Origin of the sequence: Geodermatophilus telluris (assembly GCF_900102745.1) — a bacterium.
GTDB lineage: Bacteria > Actinomycetota > Actinomycetes > Mycobacteriales > Geodermatophilaceae > Geodermatophilus > Geodermatophilus telluris.
Genome location: NZ_FMZF01000008.1, coordinates 166,492 through 184,751 on the forward strand (window position 1 = coordinate 166,492; position 18,260 = coordinate 184,751).

17 protein-coding genes are annotated in these 18,260 nt (G+C 76.6%); 8 read left to right on the plus strand and 9 right to left on the minus strand.

Annotation, left to right across the window (positions count from 1 at the left end):
• Positions 1 to 53 precede the first annotated feature (53 nt).
• The 4 genes from BLQ97_RS21845 to BLQ97_RS21860 all read right to left on the minus strand — a co-directional run bounded on the left by BLQ97_RS21845 (position 54) and on the right by BLQ97_RS21860 (position 5,420).
• Positions 54 to 1,268 carry a low temperature requirement protein A gene (locus BLQ97_RS21845; RefSeq protein ID WP_091368992.1) on the minus strand — a complete coding sequence of 405 codons (1,215 nt, stop codon included), beginning with the start codon at positions 1,266 to 1,268 and terminating at the stop codon, positions 54 to 56.
• Positions 1,269 to 1,293: 25 nt separating this feature from the next.
• Entirely contained in the window at positions 1,294 to 3,081 is a 1,788-nt protein-coding gene (locus tag BLQ97_RS21850) for an NAD-binding protein (protein WP_245692622.1), read from the minus strand.
• Between the two features lie 17 nt (positions 3,082 to 3,098).
• Entirely contained in the window at positions 3,099 to 3,485 is a 387-nt protein-coding gene (locus BLQ97_RS21855; protein WP_091368995.1) for a DUF6394 family protein, read from the minus strand.
• 96 nt (positions 3,486 to 3,581) lie between these two features.
• Positions 3,582 to 5,420: a flavin-containing monooxygenase gene (locus BLQ97_RS21860; protein WP_091368996.1), complete on the minus strand. Its 1,839-nt coding sequence runs from the start codon at positions 5,418 to 5,420 to the stop codon at positions 3,582 to 3,584.
• Positions 5,421 to 5,523: 103 nt separating this feature from the next.
• Between BLQ97_RS21860 and BLQ97_RS21865 the strand changes: the two genes are divergently transcribed.
• From BLQ97_RS21865 to BLQ97_RS21885, 5 genes are all read left to right on the plus strand, one after another.
• The gene (locus tag BLQ97_RS21865; RefSeq protein WP_091369166.1) at positions 5,524 to 6,738 is read left to right on the plus strand and encodes a GAF domain-containing protein; all 1,215 of its coding nucleotides are present in this window, start codon (positions 5,524 to 5,526) and stop codon (positions 6,736 to 6,738) included.
• Positions 6,739 to 6,817: 79 nt separating this feature from the next.
• Positions 6,818 to 8,401 (plus strand): GGDEF domain-containing protein, encoded by a 1,584-nt coding sequence (locus tag BLQ97_RS21870; RefSeq protein WP_091369168.1) that lies wholly within the window; start codon positions 6,818 to 6,820, stop codon positions 8,399 to 8,401.
• Between the two features lie 420 nt (positions 8,402 to 8,821).
• Positions 8,822 to 9,406 (plus strand): peroxidase-related enzyme, encoded by a 585-nt coding sequence (locus tag BLQ97_RS21875; RefSeq protein ID WP_091368999.1) that lies wholly within the window; start codon positions 8,822 to 8,824, stop codon positions 9,404 to 9,406.
• A gap of 35 nt (positions 9,407 to 9,441) precedes the next feature.
• Positions 9,442 to 11,214, plus strand: a complete 1,773-nt coding sequence (locus BLQ97_RS21880) for a GAF domain-containing SpoIIE family protein phosphatase (RefSeq protein WP_175471872.1) — start codon at positions 9,442 to 9,444, stop codon at positions 11,212 to 11,214.
• Positions 11,215 to 11,261: 47 nt separating this feature from the next.
• On the plus strand, positions 11,262 to 12,281 hold the full coding sequence (locus BLQ97_RS21885; RefSeq protein ID WP_091369004.1) for an LLM class flavin-dependent oxidoreductase: 1,020 nt from the start codon (positions 11,262 to 11,264) through the stop codon (positions 12,279 to 12,281).
• Here the strand turns inward: BLQ97_RS21885 and BLQ97_RS21890 are convergent.
• Positions 12,264 to 13,154 carry a diacylglycerol/lipid kinase family protein gene (locus tag BLQ97_RS21890; RefSeq protein ID WP_091369171.1) on the minus strand — a complete coding sequence of 297 codons (891 nt, stop codon included), beginning with the start codon at positions 13,152 to 13,154 and terminating at the stop codon, positions 12,264 to 12,266. The genes BLQ97_RS21885 and BLQ97_RS21890 overlap by 18 nt on opposite strands.
• 33 nt (positions 13,155 to 13,187) lie before the next feature.
• Between BLQ97_RS21890 and BLQ97_RS21895 the strand changes: the two genes are divergently transcribed.
• On the plus strand, positions 13,188 to 14,321 hold the full coding sequence (locus BLQ97_RS21895; RefSeq protein ID WP_091369006.1) for a MalY/PatB family protein: 1,134 nt from the start codon (positions 13,188 to 13,190) through the stop codon (positions 14,319 to 14,321).
• A 4-nt stretch (positions 14,322 to 14,325) separates the two neighbouring features.
• Here BLQ97_RS21895 and BLQ97_RS21900 read toward each other — a convergent pair whose 3' ends face one another.
• Both BLQ97_RS21900 and BLQ97_RS21905 read right to left on the minus strand, forming a co-directional pair.
• On the minus strand, positions 14,326 to 15,699 hold the full coding sequence (locus BLQ97_RS21900) for an FAD-dependent oxidoreductase (protein ID WP_091369008.1): 1,374 nt from the start codon (positions 15,697 to 15,699) through the stop codon (positions 14,326 to 14,328).
• 10 nt (positions 15,700 to 15,709) lie between these two features.
• Positions 15,710 to 16,150, minus strand: a complete 441-nt coding sequence (locus BLQ97_RS21905; RefSeq protein WP_091369173.1) for an NAD(P)H-dependent oxidoreductase — start codon at positions 16,148 to 16,150, stop codon at positions 15,710 to 15,712.
• A gap of 71 nt (positions 16,151 to 16,221) precedes the next feature.
• Between BLQ97_RS21905 and BLQ97_RS21910 the strand changes: the two genes are divergently transcribed.
• Positions 16,222 to 16,818, plus strand: coding sequence for a dihydrofolate reductase family protein (locus BLQ97_RS21910; protein WP_175471873.1), 597 nt, complete (start codon positions 16,222 to 16,224; stop codon positions 16,816 to 16,818).
• An 88-nt stretch (positions 16,819 to 16,906) separates the two neighbouring features.
• Here BLQ97_RS21910 and BLQ97_RS21915 read toward each other — a convergent pair whose 3' ends face one another.
• On the minus strand, positions 16,907 to 17,200 hold the full coding sequence (locus BLQ97_RS21915) for a hypothetical protein (RefSeq protein ID WP_091369013.1): 294 nt from the start codon (positions 17,198 to 17,200) through the stop codon (positions 16,907 to 16,909).
• 119 nt (positions 17,201 to 17,319) lie between these two features.
• Here BLQ97_RS21915 and BLQ97_RS21920 point away from each other — a divergent pair, with 119 nt between their 5' ends.
• Positions 17,320 to 17,898, plus strand: a complete 579-nt coding sequence (locus BLQ97_RS21920; protein WP_091369015.1) for a GNAT family N-acetyltransferase — start codon at positions 17,320 to 17,322, stop codon at positions 17,896 to 17,898.
• A gap of 60 nt (positions 17,899 to 17,958) precedes the next feature.
• Here BLQ97_RS21920 and BLQ97_RS21925 read toward each other — a convergent pair whose 3' ends face one another.
• On the minus strand, positions 17,959 to 18,216 hold the full coding sequence (locus BLQ97_RS21925; RefSeq protein WP_091369018.1) for a hypothetical protein: 258 nt from the start codon (positions 18,214 to 18,216) through the stop codon (positions 17,959 to 17,961).
• Between the last annotated feature and the right edge of the window lie 44 nt (positions 18,217 to 18,260).

Sequence of the window (18,260 nt, forward strand, 5' to 3'; positions counted from 1 at the left end):
CCGGTCGCGCCTACCCGTTCCGCGGCGCCGCTCACGCGGCGGCCGGACCCGGCTCAGACCTCCTCGGTCGCCAGCCGCCCGTGGGAGCGCTCCACCAGGCCGGCCACCACCACGGCGCCCACCAGCGCGGCGAGCGCGCCGAGGACGGCGACGGCGGGCAGCTCGAGCAGCGCGTCGAGCAGCGCCACGGCCGCGGCCAGCAGCGGCCACCACCACCCGCGGCGCACCTCTCCCGTCATCACCGACGCCGTCACGCTGGCCGAGGCGAGGTAGGCCGCCACCCCGCCGGCCACCAGCAGCCGGGTCCCCGCCGGCACCTCCCCGGCCCCGGCCTCCACGACGGCGAGCTCCACCCCGGCACCGACGGTGGCCAGCGCCAGGGTCAGCGGCAGGTGGCCGAACACGAACACGTCGTGGGCGTGCGCGCCGTTGGACCGGCCGGCCTCGTCGAGCAGGTGCTTGGCGCGCGCGCCGGCCAGGTCGAACCAGCTCCACCACAGGCCGGCCGCGAGGGTGAACGCCAGCACCGCCACCGGCAGCGCCGCGCCCGACCAGTCCGCGTCGTACAGCCCGCGGGCGACGCCGGCCACCGGCTCGCCCAGCACGAGGATGACGAACAGCGCGAAGCGCTCGGGCAGGTGCTCGACGTGCAGCGGGACGTCGGCCGAGGACCGGGTGGCCAGCAGGGGCACGAGCGCCTCGACCAGGACGGCGGCGGCCCACAGGGCGAATCCGACCGGCCGGGGCACGGCCAGCGACAGCGCCCACAGCGCCGCGCCCGCCAGCGCGCCGGCCAGGTACAGGCGGGTGACGGGCCGCGCCTCGGGCACGTGCCGGTACGCGCGGTGGTACTGCAGGGCGAGCACCAGCCGCACCAGCAGCTGGCAGACGACGAAGACGGCGAACCGCCGCCCGGTCGCCTCCGACGCGGAGGCGGCCAGGCCGACGACGGCGGCCATGCTGGCGAGCTTGTAGAGCCGGTACACGACGTCGTCGTGGTCGAACCGGTTGGCGTAGAGCGTCGAGCCGACCCACGACCACCAGACCGTGGCGAACAGGCCGGCGAAGACGCCGAACCGGTGCCAGGTGACGTCCTCGCGCAGCGCGACCGCGAGCTCGGCGACGACGAGGACGAAGGCCAGGTCGAAGAACAGCTCCAGGCGGGAGGCGGAGCGGCCCCCCTCGGTGCGCAGCTCCGGCGGCCGGACCGGGCCGGCCCGCCCGCCGAGACCCTCGAGCACCCGGCGTCCCAGCCCCTGCCCGGCCACGGTCCTCCCCCGTCGACCGGCCCGCTCAGGTCGCTGCGGGTGCGTCCGGCGCCGGTGTCGACCGGCTCAGCCTGCGCCAGATCCAGCTCGACGGCACCCGCTGGCCGGTGGCCAGGTAGTCGGCCACGCCGTCGATGAACAGCGTCGCCTCCACCTCCCGGTGCACGGCGGCGCGGCCGGCGAACAGCAGCTCGTCACCCGGCTCGAGGACCAGGTCGGTCCCCGGCGCCATGGTCGCCTCGTCCCCGCGCAGCACCAGCAGCGGCACGGCGAGCAGCGTCTGGTCGCGGTCGGCTGGGTCGCGCAGCAGGTCGGCGAGGCGGAAGCCGCCACGGGACAGCCGGGGGTGCAGCGCGGGCGCGTCCTCGGGCGTGAGCCGCACCTTCCACAGCGCCTCCAGGTGCCTGCCGCAGGCGTCGAGCAGCCGGTCGACGACGCCGGCCGACCACTCGTCGCTCTGCCGGGGCAGCTCGCGCAGGAAGCGCCACAGCAGCGGCGTGCTCAGCCGGGCGTAGGCGTCGTGGGCGACCACCTCGGTGGGCACGAGCAGCGCGTCGACGTCCATCGCGGCGAACAGCGCGGCGTCGGCGGGCTGGTTCTGCCGCGCCGCGACGAACAGGCCCGGGTTGGTCCGCCGCGCCTCGGCGACCAGCGAGAGGTTGGTCGTGTCGTTGTCGGTGCCGGCGACCAGGCCGACGGCGGTGGCGAGGTCGGCGCGCCCGATGACGTCGGGGTCCGCGGCGTCCCCGACGACGGAGGGCTCCTCCGCCGGCGAGGGGTCGACGGTGGTCACCTCCAGGCCCTCGGCGCGCAGGTCGGCGGCGAAGTGCCGGCCGAACCGGCCGTAGCCGCACACCACCCAGCGGCCCGGCGCCGGCGCGGTGCCCCGCGGTGTCAGCTCGGCACCCGGGCCGCTCTCCAGCCAGGTCATCAGCTGGTAGGACGCCGGGGTCCGCAGCGCCAGCCGCAGGTGGTCGCCGAAGCGGTCGAAGGGGTTGACGATCGTCGGCGCGCCGAAGCGGGCCATCCGCTCGGCCACCGTGGCCGAGGTGGTGCGCGTGACCAGCGGGAGCTCGGGCCGCAGCAGCGCGGCGGCCATGGCCACCGCCAGGTTGGCCTCGTCGTCGCCGGTGAGGGCGAGCACCCCCTCGCAGTACGGGTGCCCGAGCCCGGCGACGCCGAGCACGTGCGGGTCGCGCGCGTCCCCCACCACGCCGGGCACGTCGGCCCGGTGACCGGCGATCTCCAGGGTGTCGATGCGCGTCTCGGAGATGTCGACGACGGTGAACCGGCGGCCGAGGGCGTCGAGGGCCTCGCCGAGCGTCTCGCCGGCCTGCCCGTACCCGGCGACGAGCAGGAACGGCTCGCGCAGCCGGGTGACCTTGCGCGAGACGTGCCGCAGCGTCAGCGCCTGCCGGAACGCGCGGTCCTGCACCAGCGACAGCAGGGAGCCGATGGCGTAGGCCCAGCCGATCACCGTCAGGTAGATCGTCCCGGTCACCCACATCCGCTGCGCGTAGCTGAACGAGTACGGGATCTCACCGAAGCCGATCGTCGTCGCCGTGTAGCTCATGACGTAGAAGGCGTCGAACAGGCTCAGCCGGGCCGGCTGCCCCTGGGCGTCCACGCCCGGGACGAGGGAGAGGCCCAGCACGCTGACGGCGAAGATCGTGATCAGCGTGATGAGCGGCGCGCGCATGCGGCGGAGGACGACGAACACCGTCGCCGAGCCCTCCGCCCGCGGGACGACCGGCGCCCGCCGGCGCCCGCGCCGTCCCCGGGTGGTGACGGGCGGCGGCGGGGCGGTCTCCACGGGGTCGCGGGCGCGGGTCAGTGCCGCTGGAAGGAGACGGTCTCGACGACGAGCAGCACCACCGAGACGACGTTGGCCAGCAGCGCGCCGCCCGACAGCGACACCATGCTCGCCGTCGCGACGTCGGTGAGGCCCTCGGAGGAGATGTGCACCGCCCACGCCCAGGTGAGCGTGGCGGCCACCAGCTGCAGGTCGGCGACCAGGCTGGTGGCCAGGTGCACGGCGCCGATCTGCGTGCGGTCGCCGAACTTGAGCACCGTGGCGATCAGGCTGACCACCAGCGCGGCGAACAGCTCGTAGACGTTGTGCAGCGCGGGGTCGGAGATGTCGCCGAGGAAGAAGCCGAAGTTCAGCGTGGCGGCGAGCAGCACGAAGAACCCGAAGACCACCTTCTCGAGGTTCATCTGGCTCCCGCGGCTGGCCGGTCGGCGACCGGGCGACCATAGCGCCGCGCGAGCACCGGCGCCGGGGGGCGCGCGGCTCCCCCGGCGACGGGCGGCTCAGCGGGTGTGGTGCACCTCCTGCAGGCCGTAGACCGGCGTCGGGAGGCCGGCCTGGCGGGCCTTGAGCTGCAGCGCCAGGTAGAGCGAGTAGTGCCGCGACTGGTGCAGGTTGCCGCCGTGGAACCACAGCGCCTCCTGCTGGGTGGGCTTCCACATGTTGCGCTGCTCGCCCTCCCACGGGCCGGGGTCCTTGGTGGTGTCCGACCCCAGGCCCCAGACCTTGCCCACCCGGTCGGCGACCTCCGGGCTGATCAGGTCGGCCGCCCAGCCGTTCATCGACCCGTACCCGGTGGCGTAGACGACGAGGTCGGCCGGCAGCTCGGTCCCGTCCTCGAGGACGACGGCGTCCTCGGTGAGGTGGTCGACCTGGCCGTGTGCCAGCTGCACGTCACCGTTGGCCACCAGGTCGGCGGCGCCCACGTCGATGTAGTAGCCCGAGCCGCGGCGCAGGTACTTCATGAACAGGCCCGACCCGTCGTCGCCCCAGTCCAGCCGGAAGCCGGCGTCCTCCATGCGGCGGTAGAAGTCGGCGTCGCGCTCCCGCATCTGCTCGTACAGCGGGATCTGGAACTCGTGCATGACCCGGTACGGGATGGAGGCGAAGACCAGGTCGGCCTTCTCGGTGGTCATGCCGCTGGCGACCGCCTCCTCGCTGTAGAGGGCGCCGAGGCCGATCTCCATGAGGCTGTCGCTCTTGACGATGTGCGTCGAGGTGCGCTGCACCATCGTCACGTCGGCGCCGTGCTCCCAGAGCGCCCCGCAGATGTCGAAGGCGGAGTTGTTGCTGCCGATGACGACGACCTTCTTGCCGGCGTACTCGTCGGGGCCGGGGTGGGCCGAGGAGTGGTGCTGCTCGCCGCGGAACACGTCCTGGCCGGGCAGCACGGGCACGTTCGGCTTGCCGCTCATCCCGGTGGCCAGCACCAGCTGCTTGGGGCGCAGGGTGAGCTCCTCGCGCTCGTGACCAGGGCCGTCGCGGACCACCACGACGGTCCACTCGCCGGCGGCGTCGTCGTAGTGGGCGCTGCGCACCTCGGTGCCGCCCCAGTACGGGATCTCCATGACCTTCACGTACGACTCGAGCCAGTCGCCGATCTTGTCCTTGGGGGCGAACACCGGCCAGTTGTCGGGGAAGGGCAGGTAGGGCAGGTGGTCGTACCAGACCGGGTCGTGCAGGCACAGCGACTTGTAGCGGCTGCGCCACTGGTCGCCGGGGCGGGCGTGCCGGTCGACGACGAGCGCCGGGACGTCGAGCTGCCGCAGCCGCGCGCCGAGCGCGATGCCGCCCTGCCCGCCGCCGACGACGAGCACGTACGGCTGGGTGGTGCGGCCGAGCTCGACCGCCTCGCGGGCCCGCCGCTCGGCCCAGGTCTGCCGGTCCCGGTTGACGCCGTGCTCGGCGCCCTTGGGCCGCGCCGGGCCGCGGGGCTCCTCGTGGCCTCGGAGCTCGTACAGCGTGGTGAGGAACGTCCAGGCCCGGAGCTCGCCGTCCTCCTCGACCAGCCGCGCCAGGCCCCGCCCGCGGCCGACCGCCGTCTCGAAGGTGAACCAGGCGGTGGTGACGCCGTCGGCCTCCTCGGGCTCGTCGGGAACGGCGAAGCCCGAGGGGTCGGTGCGGTCGAGGGTGGCGGTGAGCAGGTCGGTGACGCCGGCCCGGTCCTCGACGGTGGTGATGTTCCAGCTGAACGCGACCAGGTCGCGCCAGAAGCTGGTGCGCGCGAACAGGCCGGCGGCGCGCTCGACGTCGCGGGCGCGCAGCGCGTCCTCGAGGGCGGTGAACCAGTCGCGCGCCCTCCGGGCCGCGGTCGTGGGAGGTGCGTCGAGGGTCTGCGTCATGGGGAGGGCCTCCTCGCCGTCGCTCTGACGTGGTGTGATGTGCAGCACAGCGCCTCCGGGACGTCGGCGGGAGGGTTGCAGCGGATTGCACGCGGAGGTGCAGGTGCCCGGCTGGTCGGCGGTCTCGCCCGGGACGGACCTCTCCACCCACGCCCGCGTGCTCACCCGGGTGCACGACGCGGTCATCGGTGGCGGCCGGCCGCCGGTGGCCCCGCGCCGGGTGGTGCAGCGGTCGTGGACGCGGGTGCTCGGCATGGGCCTCGACCCCGGCCGGCGGGGCAGCCGCGACCCGCTGCCGCTGGACGCCGTCGAGGCCCGGCGGCGCCGCTCGGCGCTGTCGCTGGTGATCGGCGAGCTGCGCCAGGTGCTGGGCAGCGTCGCCGACGCCTCGCACTTCCTCGTCGTGGTCACCGACGCCGAGGGCGTGGTGCTCTGGCGGGAGGGTGCGGCGGCCACCCGGCTGCGCGCCGACCGGCTCGGCTTCGCCGAGGGCGCCACCTGGACCGAGGCGGCCGTGGGCACCAACGCCATCGGCACGGCGCTGGCCGAGGCGGCGCCGGTGCAGCTGTTCTCCGCCGAGCACTTCGAGCAGGCGCAGCACCCCTGGTACTGCAGCGCCGCGCCGATCCACTCGCCGGTCACCGGGGAGCTGCTCGGCGTCGTCGACGTGAGCGGGCCGGCGCTGACCCTGCACCCGGCCATCGGCGCGCTGGTGGAGACCTCGGTGCGGCTGGCCGAGTCGCGGCTGCTGTGGCACCACGAGCAGCGGCTGGAGCGGCTGCGGCGCAGCGCGGGCCCGGTGCTCGCCGGCGTGCAGGGGCCGCTGCTGGTGGTCGACGACGACGGCTGGGTGGCGCACAGCTCCGGCGTCGCCGTCCGGTCGCGGGTCGCCGCACCCCGGGCGGGCCGGGTGGTCGCGGTGGCCGGGCTCGGGCTGTGCGCGCCCGAGCGGCTCGGCGAGGGCTGGCTGGTGCGCCCCCGCGGCGCCCGCGAGCCGGTGGCGGCCGAGGTCGACCTGTCCGGCTCCCCGGTGCTGCGGGTGCGCTCCGGCGGAGGGCCGTGGGCGGCCGGGCTGACCCGCCGGCAGGCGCAGGTGCTCGTGCTCGTCGCCGAGGCCGGCCGGGCGGGGCTGACCGCGGGGGCGCTCAGCCGGGGCCTGTTCGGCGACGACCAGCACGTGGTCTCCGCGCGCGCGGAGGTGTCGCGGCTGCGCCGGGTGGTCGGCGACCTGGTGGCGACGGCGCCCTACCGGCTGGCCGACGGCGTGACGCTGACGGTGCGCACCGGTCCCGACGACGGGGAGCCCGGCGCCGGCTGACCCCGGGCCGGTCACCCGTCCGGGTGGACCCGCCCCCGGGTCCCTGGTGCGGCGGGCCGCCCGTGCCGAAGACCCCTCCGTGACCAGTCTCGCCGCCCGGCCGGAGGTGGGTCCGGCGACGGAGGCCCTCGCCCGGCTGGTGGCCGCCGTCGACGAGCTCGAGACGCTGAGCCGCTTCGACTCCGCGGAGGCCACCGCCCGCGCGGAGGCGGCGGTCGCGGACGCCGCGGCGCTCGGGCGCGCCGACCTCGAGCAGCGCGCCCGGCTGGTGCGTGCCGACCTGCTGCGCCGCCGCGGCGCGGTCGCCGAGGCCGGCCGGATCGCCCAGGACGTGCACCGCTGGGCCACCGAGGCGCACGCCCGGCACCTGCTGGCGCGCGCCTCCTTCGTGCTGACCGCGGTCTTCCAGGAGCTCGGCGACCTCTCCGGCGCGCTCGAGCACGCCGTGTCCGCCGTCGACCTGCTCGACGACGACGCCGCGCCGGCGCTGCGCGTCGACCACCTCGTGCGGCTGGCCGACGTCCTGGGCCTGTCCCGCGACGCCGCGGCCCCCGAGCGCTACGCCGCGGTGCTGCTGCTGGCCGAGGAGCTCGGCGACGTCGACCGCCAGGTGCGCATCCTCAACAACCGCTCCTACACCGACCAGCTCGCCGGCCGGTTCGAGGACGCGCTGGCGGCCAGCACCCGGATGCAGGCCCTGGCCGCCGAGCACGGCAGGCCGCTGGACGTGGGCGGGCTCGACACCGTGGCCCGCGCGCTCATGGGCCTGGGCCGGTTCGACGAGGCCGAGACGGCGCTGCTCCCCGGCCTGGCGCCCGAGGTGCTCGGCGCCTCCGCCGACGGCGACGCCGGCGCCGACTTCCTGCTCACCCTCGCCGAGGTGCAGCGCCGCCGCGGCGCGGTCGACGCCGCGCAGCGCACCCTGGTCGAGTGCGTGCGCCGCTGCCGCCGGCACGGGCTGACCGCGATCCGGGTGCGCGCCCGGGCCGAGCAGGCCGAGCTGCACGCCGCGGCCGGCGACTTCCGCGCCGCCTTCGAGGAGCACAAGCGCCACGTCGCCGAGCTCACCGAGTTGCAGTCGGCGCAGCGCGACGCCCGCGCCCGCACCCTGCAGGCGATGTACGAGACGACGGAGGCGCGCCGGCAGAGCCGCCGCTGGCGCGAGCTGTCACTGCGCGACCCGCTGACCGGCCTCTACAACCGCCGCTACGTCGACGAGGAGCTGCCCCGCCTGCTCGAGGCGCCCGGCGCGGAGCTGGTGTGGGTGGCACTGCTCGACCTCGACCACTTCAAGACCGTCAACGACACCTGCTCGCACGCGGTGGGCGACGAGGTGCTGCGCGCCGTCGCCGGGCTGCTGCAGGAGACCGGCGCGCCCGGTCCCGGCTCCTTCGCCGCCCGGCTCGGCGGCGAGGAGTTCGTGCTGGTGCTGCCCGGCCCGGACGCCGGCGCGCTGGCCCGCCACCTGGAGCTGGTCCGCGCCGCGGTCGCCGCCCACCCGTGGGCGGGCCTGACCGGCGGGCTGCCGGTCACGGTCAGCGTGGGCGCCGCGAGCACCGCCGAGGTCGCCGACCGCACCGCCGCCCAGCTCCTCGGCCGTGCCGACGCCCGCCTCTACCGGGCCAAGCGCGAGGGCCGCGACCGCGTCGTCGTCACCGACTGACCGCCGTCCGCCCTGCTCAGTGGCCGGTTCCTGTCGTACCCCGGCCGTGGGTCCGGGGTCTGTCGGAGGGCTGGGGCGTGGGGCCGGCGGTGCAGCCACCGGGTGCCCTCGACGCCTGCCGGCGACCGCTCGGCGAGCAGCCCGAGCGGCTGCCCGACGAGCTCGGCATCGACGGGTGGTGCAGCCGTCCCGGACCGCGGACCTGGCACGGGTGCAGCAGCTGGAGGGTGCGCTCGCCGCCCACGCGACGGCGCGGCTGCCTCCGCCACGGACGACGACGGCGTCCTCACCGTCACCACCCCCACCGGCACCACCCGGGTCACCGACCACCTCCCGCCACCGGAGTCGGCGGAGCACGGCCCACCGCCGTTCTGACCGACGCCGGGGCACCGCGCGCCGGCACACGGCAGGCTGGGCGGCGTGAGCACCGACACCCCGATCAGCCGGTTCCCCGTCGCCGACCCCGCCGGCCTGCCCGCCGACCTCGCCGAGCGCTACGCCGATGTCCAGGAGCGCTCCGGCTTCCTGCCCAACGTCTTCGCCGCGCTGGCCTGGCGTCCCGACGAGGCGCGCGCGTTCTTCGCCATGCACGACGCGCTGATGGACAAGGACACCCCCGGCCTGTCCACCGGCGAGCGCGAGCTGATCGTGGTCGCCACCAGCGCGGCCAACGGCTGCGCGTACTGCGTGGTCGCGCACGGCGCCATCGCCCGCATCCGGATGCGCGACCCCAACCTGGCCGACCTGGTCGCCGTCGACTGGCGCAAGGCCCCGCTCGACGACCGGCAGCGCACGGTCCTCGACGTCGCCGTCCGGCTGGCCACCGACCCCGCCGCGGTGACCCCGGAGGACCTCGACCGGCTGCGCGCGCACGGCCTCACCGAGGACGACGTGTGGGACGTCGGTGCGATCACCGCCTTCTTCGCGCTGTCCAACCGGCTGGCGCACTTCGCGGCGATCCCGCCCAACCCGGAGTTCCACCTGCTCGGCCGCCTGCCGCGCTGAGCGGCCCCGTCCCCGCCCCCGACTACCGTTGGCGCGTGACCAGCACGGACGGGCCGCCCGCCGACGACCCGACGATCGCCGACGCCGACTTCGACGGGCTGGTCGCGCTGGTCCGCACGCTGCTCGACGTGCCCACCGCCCTGGTGACACTGGTCGGCCCCGACGAGCAGGTGTTCCCCGGCGCGGTCGGCCTGCCGGCGCCGTGGCAGGCCCGCCGGCGCACCCCGCTGTCGCACTCGTTCTGCCAGTACGTGCGGCAGAGCGCGCAGCCGCTGGTGGTCGGCGACGCCCGGCGGGTGGAGGTGCTGGCCGACAACGGCGCCGTCGCCGACCTCGGCGTCGTCGCCTACTGCGGCGTGCCGCTGCTCGCCCCGGACGGCGAGGTCGTCGGGGCGGTCTGCGCGATCGACGGCCGGCCGCGCGAGTGGACCGAGACCGACGTCGCCCTGCTCACCCAGGTCGCCGGCCTGGCCGCCTCCGAGCTGCGGTTGCGCGTCGCCACCCGGGACGCCGAGGCCGCCCGGCGGGCCGCCGAGCAGGCCGGCGAGCAGAACCGCCTCCTGCTGCGCTTCGCCGAGGCCCTGGCCGACGCGGTCACCCTCCCCGACGTCGCCGCCGCCGTCTCGTCGGCCGCCACCGAGGTCCTCGGCACCGCGTGGAGCTACGTCGGGCTGGTCGACCCGCGCACCCGGCGGCTGCGGCTGGTCCCCGTCGCCGGGCGCCCGGGCGACGGGGACCGCGACGGACACCGCGACGGGGACCGTGACGGGGACGGGGAGTGGCCGTCGCTGCCGCTCGGGACCGACCACCCGCCGACGGCGGCCCTGGCGCGCGGCCGCGCCCTGTTCCTGCCCGACGCCGCCACGACCCTCGCCCGGTTCCCCGCCGCCGGGTCGGTGACCGACGGGCCGGTGCGCTTCGAGGCGTCGGCGCACCTGCCGCTGCCGGTGGCCGGCGACCTGCCCGGCACGCTCAGCCTGGTCTGGGACGGGCCCCGGACGCCCACCCCCGCCGAGGAGGGCCTCGTCCTGGCCCTCGCGCGGTACACGGCGCAGGCCGTCTCCCGCGCGGTGCTGCTCGCCGAGCAGGAGTCGGTCGCCACCACGCTGCAGCGGGCGCTGCTCGGCGAGCTGCCCGCCCCGGCCGGGCTGGAGCTGGCCGCCCGCTACCTGCCCAGCAGCGCCGGCGCGCAGGTGGGCGGCGACTGGTGGGATGCCTTCGAGGACTCCGACGGCGCCCCGGTGCTGGTGATCGGCGACGTCACCGGCCACGACGTGCGCGCCGCGGCGACCATGGGTCAGCTGCGCTCGATGCTGCGCGGGTTCGCCTTCGAGGCCGGCGAGCCGCCCGCGCACGCGCTCGGCCGTCTCGACGCCGCGGTGGGCGGGCTGCGGGTCGGCGCGCTGGCCACCGCCGTGGTGGCCCGCGTCGACCCGGGGGACGACGGCGGCCGCGTACTGTCGTGGAGCAACGCGGGTCACCCGCCGCCGCTGCTGCGCTCCCCCGACGGCACCGTCGAGGTGCTCACCTCACCCCCCGACCTGCTCGTCGGCCTGGACCCCGCCCGCGCGCGCTCCACCTGGCGGACCCCGCTGCCGCCGGGCAGCACCCTGCTGCTCTACACCGACGGGCTGGTCGAGCGACGCCGCACCGACCTCGACAGCGGCATCGCCCAGCTCGCCGGGGCACTGGCCGGGGACGACCGGGGCTCGCTGGACGACCTGCTCGACCGGCTGCTCGCCGGCGTGCGCGGGTCCACCGACGACGACGTCGCGCTGCTGGCCCTCCGGGTGACGCCCGCCTCCTGACCCCCGGGCCGGCGGGGGCGGGTGAGGCGGCGGGCAGGATCGCACCCATGCCCGCCCCCGGCACGCCGCTCGAGCAGCTCGGCTTCCTGACCATCGGCACCTTCGACCCGGCCGACCCGCGCGCCGGGCACGAGGCCACCCTGCGGATGGTCGAGCTCGGCGAGCGGCTGGGGTTCGACAGCGCCTGGCTGCGGCACCGGCACCTGCAGTACGGCATCTCCTCGCCGGTCGCCGTCCTCGCCGCGCTCACCCAGCGGACCTCGCGGATCGCGCTGGGCACCGCGGTCACCCCGCTCGGCTGGGAGAACCCGCTGCGGCTGGCCGAGGACCTCGCCACCGTCGACGTCCTGTCCGGGGGGCGGCTGCAGCCCGGCGTCAGCGTCGGCCCACCGATGCACTGGGACGACGTCAAGGGCGCGCTCTACCCCGACACCGCCGACGCCGAGGACCTCACCTACACCCGCGTCGAGCGGCTGCTGCGGCTGGTCGCCGGGGAGCCGGCGGCCTCGTTCTCCGGTCGCGAGGGCGTGGTCGAGGAGTGGTCGGACCGGGTGCAGCCGCACTCCCCCGGCCTGCGCTCGCGGCTCTGGTACGGCGGCGGCAGCACCCGCTCGGCGGAGTGGGCCGGGCGGGCGGGGATGAACCTGCTGACCAGCAGCGTGGTGCGCGCCGAGGAGGGGTCGACCGACTTCGCCGCCATCCAGGCCGGCCAGGTCCGCGCCTACCGGGGAGCCGGCGGCACCGGGCGGGTGTCGCAGGGCCTGGTGGTCGTGCCCACCGACACCGCGACGCCGGAGCAGCGGGAGCGCTACGCGGCCTACGCCGCCGCGCGGGCCCCGCGGGTCGGCGTGCCGCAGGGGCCCGGCCGGCTGCTGTTCGCCCCGGACATCGTCGGCAGCTCCGAGCAGGTCGCCGAGGCGCTGTACGCCCACGCCGGCTTCCGCGAGGTCACCGAGGTGGTCTTCGCGCTGCCGTTCAGCTTCGCCGAGGCCGACTACGAGCAGATCCTCACCGACACCGCCACCCGGCTGGGCCCGCTGCTGGGCTGGTCACCGGCCGGGGGCTGAGGGCACCAGCACCGACCAGGCGGCCGGCTCGAGTCGCCAGGTGCGCGCGGTGACCGGGTCCTGCAGCTCGCCGTCGGCGTCGAGCCCGACCGCGTCGCCGGACAGCGTCACCTCCCGCCCGCGGACGACGAGGACGTCGTCGCGTTCTGCGTGCCGCCCGGCGGCCAGCGCCGCGGCGAAGGCCGCCCGCGCCGCGGGGCCGGTGGCGGTGACGACCACGACGTCGGCCAGGCCGTCGTCCGGGCGGGCGTCGGGCGCCAGCGCGGTGCCCCCGCCGACGGTCGGCCCGTTGCACACCCCGGCCATGAGCACCGGCGTGTCCGGATCGGCCACCGCCGCGCCGTCGACCGCCACCCGCAGCCGCCAGCCCGGGCTGCTGACGCCGGCGACGGCGGCGCCCACCGGGTAGGCGACCGCGCCGAGGAGGTCCTTGAGCCGGTGGGCGCGCTCCCCCGCCTCCGCGCCGACGCCGGCGTGCACCGCGTTGACCACGATGCCCCCGGCGTCGTCGCGCAGCAGGTCCAGCGGCCGCACCGTCCCGCCGAGCACCACCCGGGCGGCCGCGGCGGGGTCCAGCGGCAGGCCGAGGGCCTGCGCCAGGTCGTTGCCGGTGCCCAGCGGCAGGACCCCGAGGGGCCGGCCGAGGGCACCGGCGCGGTCGAGGGCGGCCACCGCGGCGTGCAGCGACCCGTCGCCGCCGGCCACGACCGGCCCGCGGCCGTCGAGACCGGCCAGCACCCGGTCGAGCTCACCGGCGTCGGCGGTGGCGGCCACCTCGACGTCCGTGCCCTCCCGGAGGACGGCGAGCGCGGCGTCCAGCGCCTCGTCGTCCGCCGTGCCGGCCGAGCGGTTGACCACCACGAGCAGCGCCATGCCCGGATCGTCGCAGCCGGGCAGGATCGGCACGTGGCCGACGACCTCATCGAGCGACTGCGGGCACGCGGTGGGCTGAAGTGGACCCGCCACCCGGGTGCCCTCGGCGCGTGGATCGCCGAGTCCGACCTCGGGACGGCGCCGGCGGTCACCCGGGCCCTGCACGACGCGGTCGACCGCGGGCTGCTCGGCTACCTGCCCGACTGGCTGGCCGACGACATGGCCCGGGCCACCGCCGGCTTCCTGCTCGACCGGCACGGCTGGGCGGTGCCGCCGGAGCGGGTGCGGCCGCTGTCCGACGTGCTGGCCGGGCTGTCGGCCGCGATCACCCACCTGTCCCGCCCCGGCTCGCCGGTCGTGCTGCCCACCCCCGCCTACATGCCCTTCCTGGAGGTGCCGCCGGCGCTGGGCCGGGAGGTGCTCGAGGTGCCGATGGCCCGCGACGGCGACCGGTTCGTCTACGACCTCGACGCCCTCGACGCCGCGTTCGCCGCGGGCGGGCACCTGCTGGTGCTGTGCAACCCGCACAACCCGGTCGGCCGGGTGCTCGAGCCCGCGGAGATGCTGGCCGTCGCCGAGGTGGTCGACCGGCACGGCGGGCGGGTGTTCGCCGACGAGATCCACGCCCCGCTGGTCTTCCCCGGGCACCGGCACGTGCCCTACGCGTCGCTGGGCGAGGTGCCCGCGCGGCAGGCGGTCACCGCGACCTCGGCGTCCAAGGCGTGGGACCTGCCCGGGCTCAAGTGCGCGCAGCTGGTGCTGACCAACCAGGCCGACGCGGCGCTCTGGGCCGAGGTGGGCCACCCGTTCGAGCACGGCACCTCGACCCTGGGCGCCGTGGCCAACACCGCGGCCTACACCGACGGCGTCGACTGGCTCGACGAGCTGCTCGTCGTCCTCGACGGGCACCGCCGGCTGCTCGCCGACCTCGTCGCCGCGCACCTGCCCGGCGTCCGGTACACCCCGCCGGAGGGCACCTACCTCGCGTGGCTCGAGGGGTTCGACGTGGCCGAGCCGGGCGACCTGCTGCTGGCACGCGCCGGGGTCGCGGTGGTCGACGGCGCGCGGTGCGGCGTGGCCGGCCGGGGCGCGGTGCGGCTGAACTTCGCCACGCCCGGGCCGGTGCTCGAGCGGGTCGTGGAGCGGATGGGGGCGGCGCTGCGGTGAGCGGTCAGCCGCGGGTGTCGGCCTCGACCGCCTCGAACGCCTTGCGGGCGGCGATGAGCACCGGGTCCCACACCGGCGCGAACGGCGGGGCGTAGGACAGGTCGAGGGAGAGCACCTCGTCGACGGTCATCTCGTTCCAGATGGCGATGGCCAGCGCGTCGATCCGCTTGGCCGCGCCCTGCCGCCCGACCACCTGCGCGCCCAGCAGCCGCCCGCTGCGCCGCTCGGCGATCATCTTGACCCGGATGGGGCTCGCGCCCGGGAAGTAGCCGGCCTTGGTCGTGGAGTCCACCGCGGCGGTGACGTAGGAGTAGCCGGCCCGCTCCGCCTCGGCCTCCGACAGCCCGGTGCGCGCGGCCTCGGTGGAGCAGATCTTGGTGATCGCGGTCCCGATGACGCCGGGGAAGGTGGCGTACCCGCCGCCGATGTTGATGCCGGCCACGCGGCCCTGCTTGTTCGCGTGCGTGCCCAGCGCGACGACCACCCGCTGCCGGGACAGGCGGTGCACCGACTCGACGCAGTCGCCGGCCGACCAGACGCCCGGCACCTGGGTGCGCATCCGCTGGTCGACGGCGACGCCGCCGGAGGTGCCCAGCGGGATGCCGGCCTCCTGGGCCAGCCGCACGTTGGGCCGGACCCCCAGGCCGAGGACGACGAGGTCGGCGGGCAGCTCGCGGCCGCTCCGGGTCACCACCGCGCAGGCCCGGCCTTCGGGGCCGACGTCGATGGCGGCGACGCCGTCGGAGAGCACGAGTTCGATGCCCTGCCCGCGGACGGCGTCGGCGATGAAGGCGCCCACGTCCGGGTCGAAGGTGCCCACCGGCTGCGGCGAGAGGTCGACCACGGTGACGTCCAGCCCGCGGATCCGGCAGGCCTCGGCGATCTCCAGGCCGATGTAGCCGCCGCCGACGACGACCACCCGCCGGACGTCCCCGCTGTCGAGCTCGGCGCGCAGCGCGACGCCGTCGTCGAGCACCTGCACCCCGTACACGCCGGGCGCGTCGATGCCCTCGACCGGCGGGCGCATCGGCACGCTGCCGGTGGCGTAGACGAGGTCGTCGTAGGGCTCGGTGCCCTCGGCGCCGGTCTCCAGGTCGCGCCAGTGCACGACCCCCTCGCGCGTGTCGATGCCGACCACCTCGGTGCGCATCCGCACGTCGAGGCCCGCGGCGCGGTGCTGCTCGGGCGTGCGCGCGACCAGCTGCTCCTCGCGCTGCACGGTGCCGGCGATCCAGTACGGGATGCCGCAGGCGGAGTACGAGGTGGCCCGGCCGCGCTCGAACAGGACGACGTCGAGGTCGGGCCGCCGCTTCTTCGCCTGCGACGCCGCACTGCCGCCGGCGGCGTCCCCTCCGATGACGACCAGGCGCGTGCTCACCCCGTGGAGGCTAGAGGCTGACGGCGACCGTCGCGGCGAGTTCGCGGACGGCCTCGAGGTCCTCCCCCGTCGGCGCGCCGGTGAGGGACAGCGGCGCGGCGACCTGCTTCCACCGCAGGGCGCCGGTCACGGTGGCGATGGCCCGCAGCGCGCCGGCGGTGTCGTCGCCGCCGTGCACGTAGACGCCGAAGGGCAGCCCGACGGTGGCGTCCAGGCACGGGTAGTAGACGGTGTCGAAGAAGTGCTTGAGCGCCCCGCTCATGTAGCCGATGTTGGCCGGGGTGCCCAGCAGCACGCCGTCGGCAGCCAGCAGGTCGGCCGCCCCGGCCGACAGCGCAGGGCGCTCGGCCAGCTCGGCCTCCGCCACCATGGCCACGCCCTCGCGGACCGCCTCCAGCACCGCCTGCAGGTTCGGCGAGGGGGTGTGGTGGACGACGAGCAGCCGCGGCATGCCGCCCATCCTGCCCACGCCCGGCCGCGACCGTCTGGTGCCGCCGGGCGGGCGCTGGTCTGATGGGCCGCGTGCCCGGAGCGAACGGCGGCAGGCCCCTGGTCGGCAGCGTCCTCGCGACGCTGGACGGGCGCGTCGCCGGCGCCTCCGACGCCCCCGAGTGGGCGGTGCCGCACCTGCGCAGCGACGCCGTCCGCGAGCACCGGGAGCGGCTGCACGCCCCGGCGACGACCGCGCTGCTCGGCGAGGGGGACTTCCTGCGCGCCCGGGAGGCCTGGCCGGCGGTGGCCGGGGACGCCGCGGCCGACCCCCGCGACCGCGCGTTCGGCGGCTGGCTCGACGGGGTCGAGAAGATCGTCTTCTCCGCCACGATGACCGAGCCGGGGTGGGACAACAGCTGGGTGCTCGAGGTCGACCCGTCCCAGGTCGCCTCCCACCTGCGCCGCCGCCGCGGGGGCGACGTCCTCGCGCTCGGCGGCGGCGTCGTCACCCGGCTGCTCGCCGTCGACGCCCTCGACCGGCTGGCCGTCGTCTGGTGCCCCGAGGTGCTCGGTGCCGGCCCGCGCCTGTTCGACGGGGAGGGCCTCCCCCCTGCCCGCTGGACGCTCGCCGGGAGCACCGTCTCCGACACCGGCGCGCACTGCGCCGTCTACGACCGCGCGCACTGAGCTCCCCGCCGGCGAGGCGCCCGGTGTCGACCTGCTGCGGTCTCGACGCGGTCGAGACCGCAGCATGTCGACGACGGGCGCCACAGGCTCAGCCCGGGCCGCGGTGCGCGGCCCACAACTCCGCGGCGCGGTCGGCGGCTGCCGACACGAGGCCGGCGAGCTCCGGCCGGTCCGGCACGCGGAACGAGACGTAGGCGCCGCGGCCCCCGGCGGTCGGCCGGCCGTAGGCCTTGGCGGCGAGGGAGCCGTCGGGCAGCAGCCGCACGTTGAGCGTGGTCAGCAGGAACTCCTCGCCGCGCCGCGTGTCGGTCCAGCGCAGCTCCTCCGGGACCGTCACGTTGATCGCCAGGGCGCTGACCTCGACGTCGACGTCGCTGCTCATGGCGCATGCTGGCACGCCCCCGCGGGCTGCCGCGGGTCCGGCACGGATCGCGCGCCCACCGGTCGACGCGCGCACCGTGCCGATCGACCGGCGTCGCGCCGGGCCGCTACCGTCGCGCGGTGGGCATCGAGGTCCGGCCGGCCACGGCGGAACGCTTCGACGACGTGGCCACGGTGCTCGGGCCGAAGAACCCGGACTCGAGCGTCTGCTGGTGCCTCAGCCACCGCGTCGACTCGCGCACCAACCGCGAGCTGGTGGGACCGGCCCGCCGCGAGTACGTCCGGGAGCTCACCGCGCGGCCGGTCGCGCCCGGCGTCCTGGCCTACGACGGCGACGAGGTGGTCGGCTGGGCGGCCGTCGCGCCGCGGGCGGAGCTGCCCTTCCAGCGCTCGCGGCTGATCCCGCACGTCGACGACCTGCCGGTGTGGTCGCTGTGGTGCGTGCGCGTGCGCCCCGGCCACCGCGGGCAGGGCGTCGCGCACGCACTGGTCCGCGGGGCCGTCGACCACGCGGCCGCCCACGGCGCGCCCGCCGTCGAGGGCTACCCGGCCGACAGCGGGGACCGGCGGGTCGACACGACCATGGCCTACGTCGGCACGCGGAGGCTGTTCGAGGCGGCCGGGTTCACCAAGGCCGCCGACACCGACGCCACCGCCGGTGGCTTCCCCCGGGTGCTGATGCGCCGATCCCTCGGCTGAGCCGTCGGCCCGTGGCCGTCCCGGTCGAGCGGGACGGCCACGGGCCGACGGGTGCGCCGGTCAGGTGAAGTCGATCGTCTGGCCCTCCTGGCACGCGAACGCGCGCCGGGTGCCGTGGACGTCGACGAGCGCGCCGAAGTGCTTGGTCACGCCCGGCGCGGGGTCACGGCCCATGGTGGTGTTGTCGATCCGCACGACCTCACCGACCCGGCTGTCGATGGCGCGCTGCAGGGGGCCGATCACGGACGCGGCCTCGGTCCGGTCCTGGTTGCCGTCGCGCAGCGCTCCGTAGACGGCGAAGAGCACGTTGACTGCCATTCGGGGTTCTCCCTCGGGTGGGGTGCCGGCCGCGGAGGTCGCCC

Excerpts from the sequence above, each read along its gene's own strand:
- BLQ97_RS21855 (WP_091368995.1), bottom strand. The coding sequence starts at position 3,485 with ATGAACCTCGAGAAGGTGGTCTTCGGGTTCTTCGTGCTGCTCGCCGCC.
- BLQ97_RS21860 (WP_091368996.1), bottom strand. The coding sequence starts at position 5,420 with ATGACGCAGACCCTCGACGCACCTCCCACGACCGCGGCCCGGAGGGCG.
- BLQ97_RS21885 (WP_091369004.1), top strand. The coding sequence starts at position 11,262 with ATGCCCGCCCCCGGCACGCCGCTCGAGCAGCTCGGCTTCCTGACCATC.
- BLQ97_RS21890 (WP_091369171.1), bottom strand. The coding sequence starts at position 13,154 with ATGGCGCTGCTCGTGGTGGTCAACCGCTCGGCCGGCACGGCGGACGAC.
- BLQ97_RS21905 (WP_091369173.1), bottom strand. The coding sequence starts at position 16,150 with ATGCCGCGGCTGCTCGTCGTCCACCACACCCCCTCGCCGAACCTGCAG.
- BLQ97_RS21915 (WP_091369013.1), bottom strand. The coding sequence starts at position 17,200 with ATGAGCAGCGACGTCGACGTCGAGGTCAGCGCCCTGGCGATCAACGTG.
- BLQ97_RS21925 (WP_091369018.1), bottom strand. The coding sequence starts at position 18,216 with ATGGCAGTCAACGTGCTCTTCGCCGTCTACGGAGCGCTGCGCGACGGC.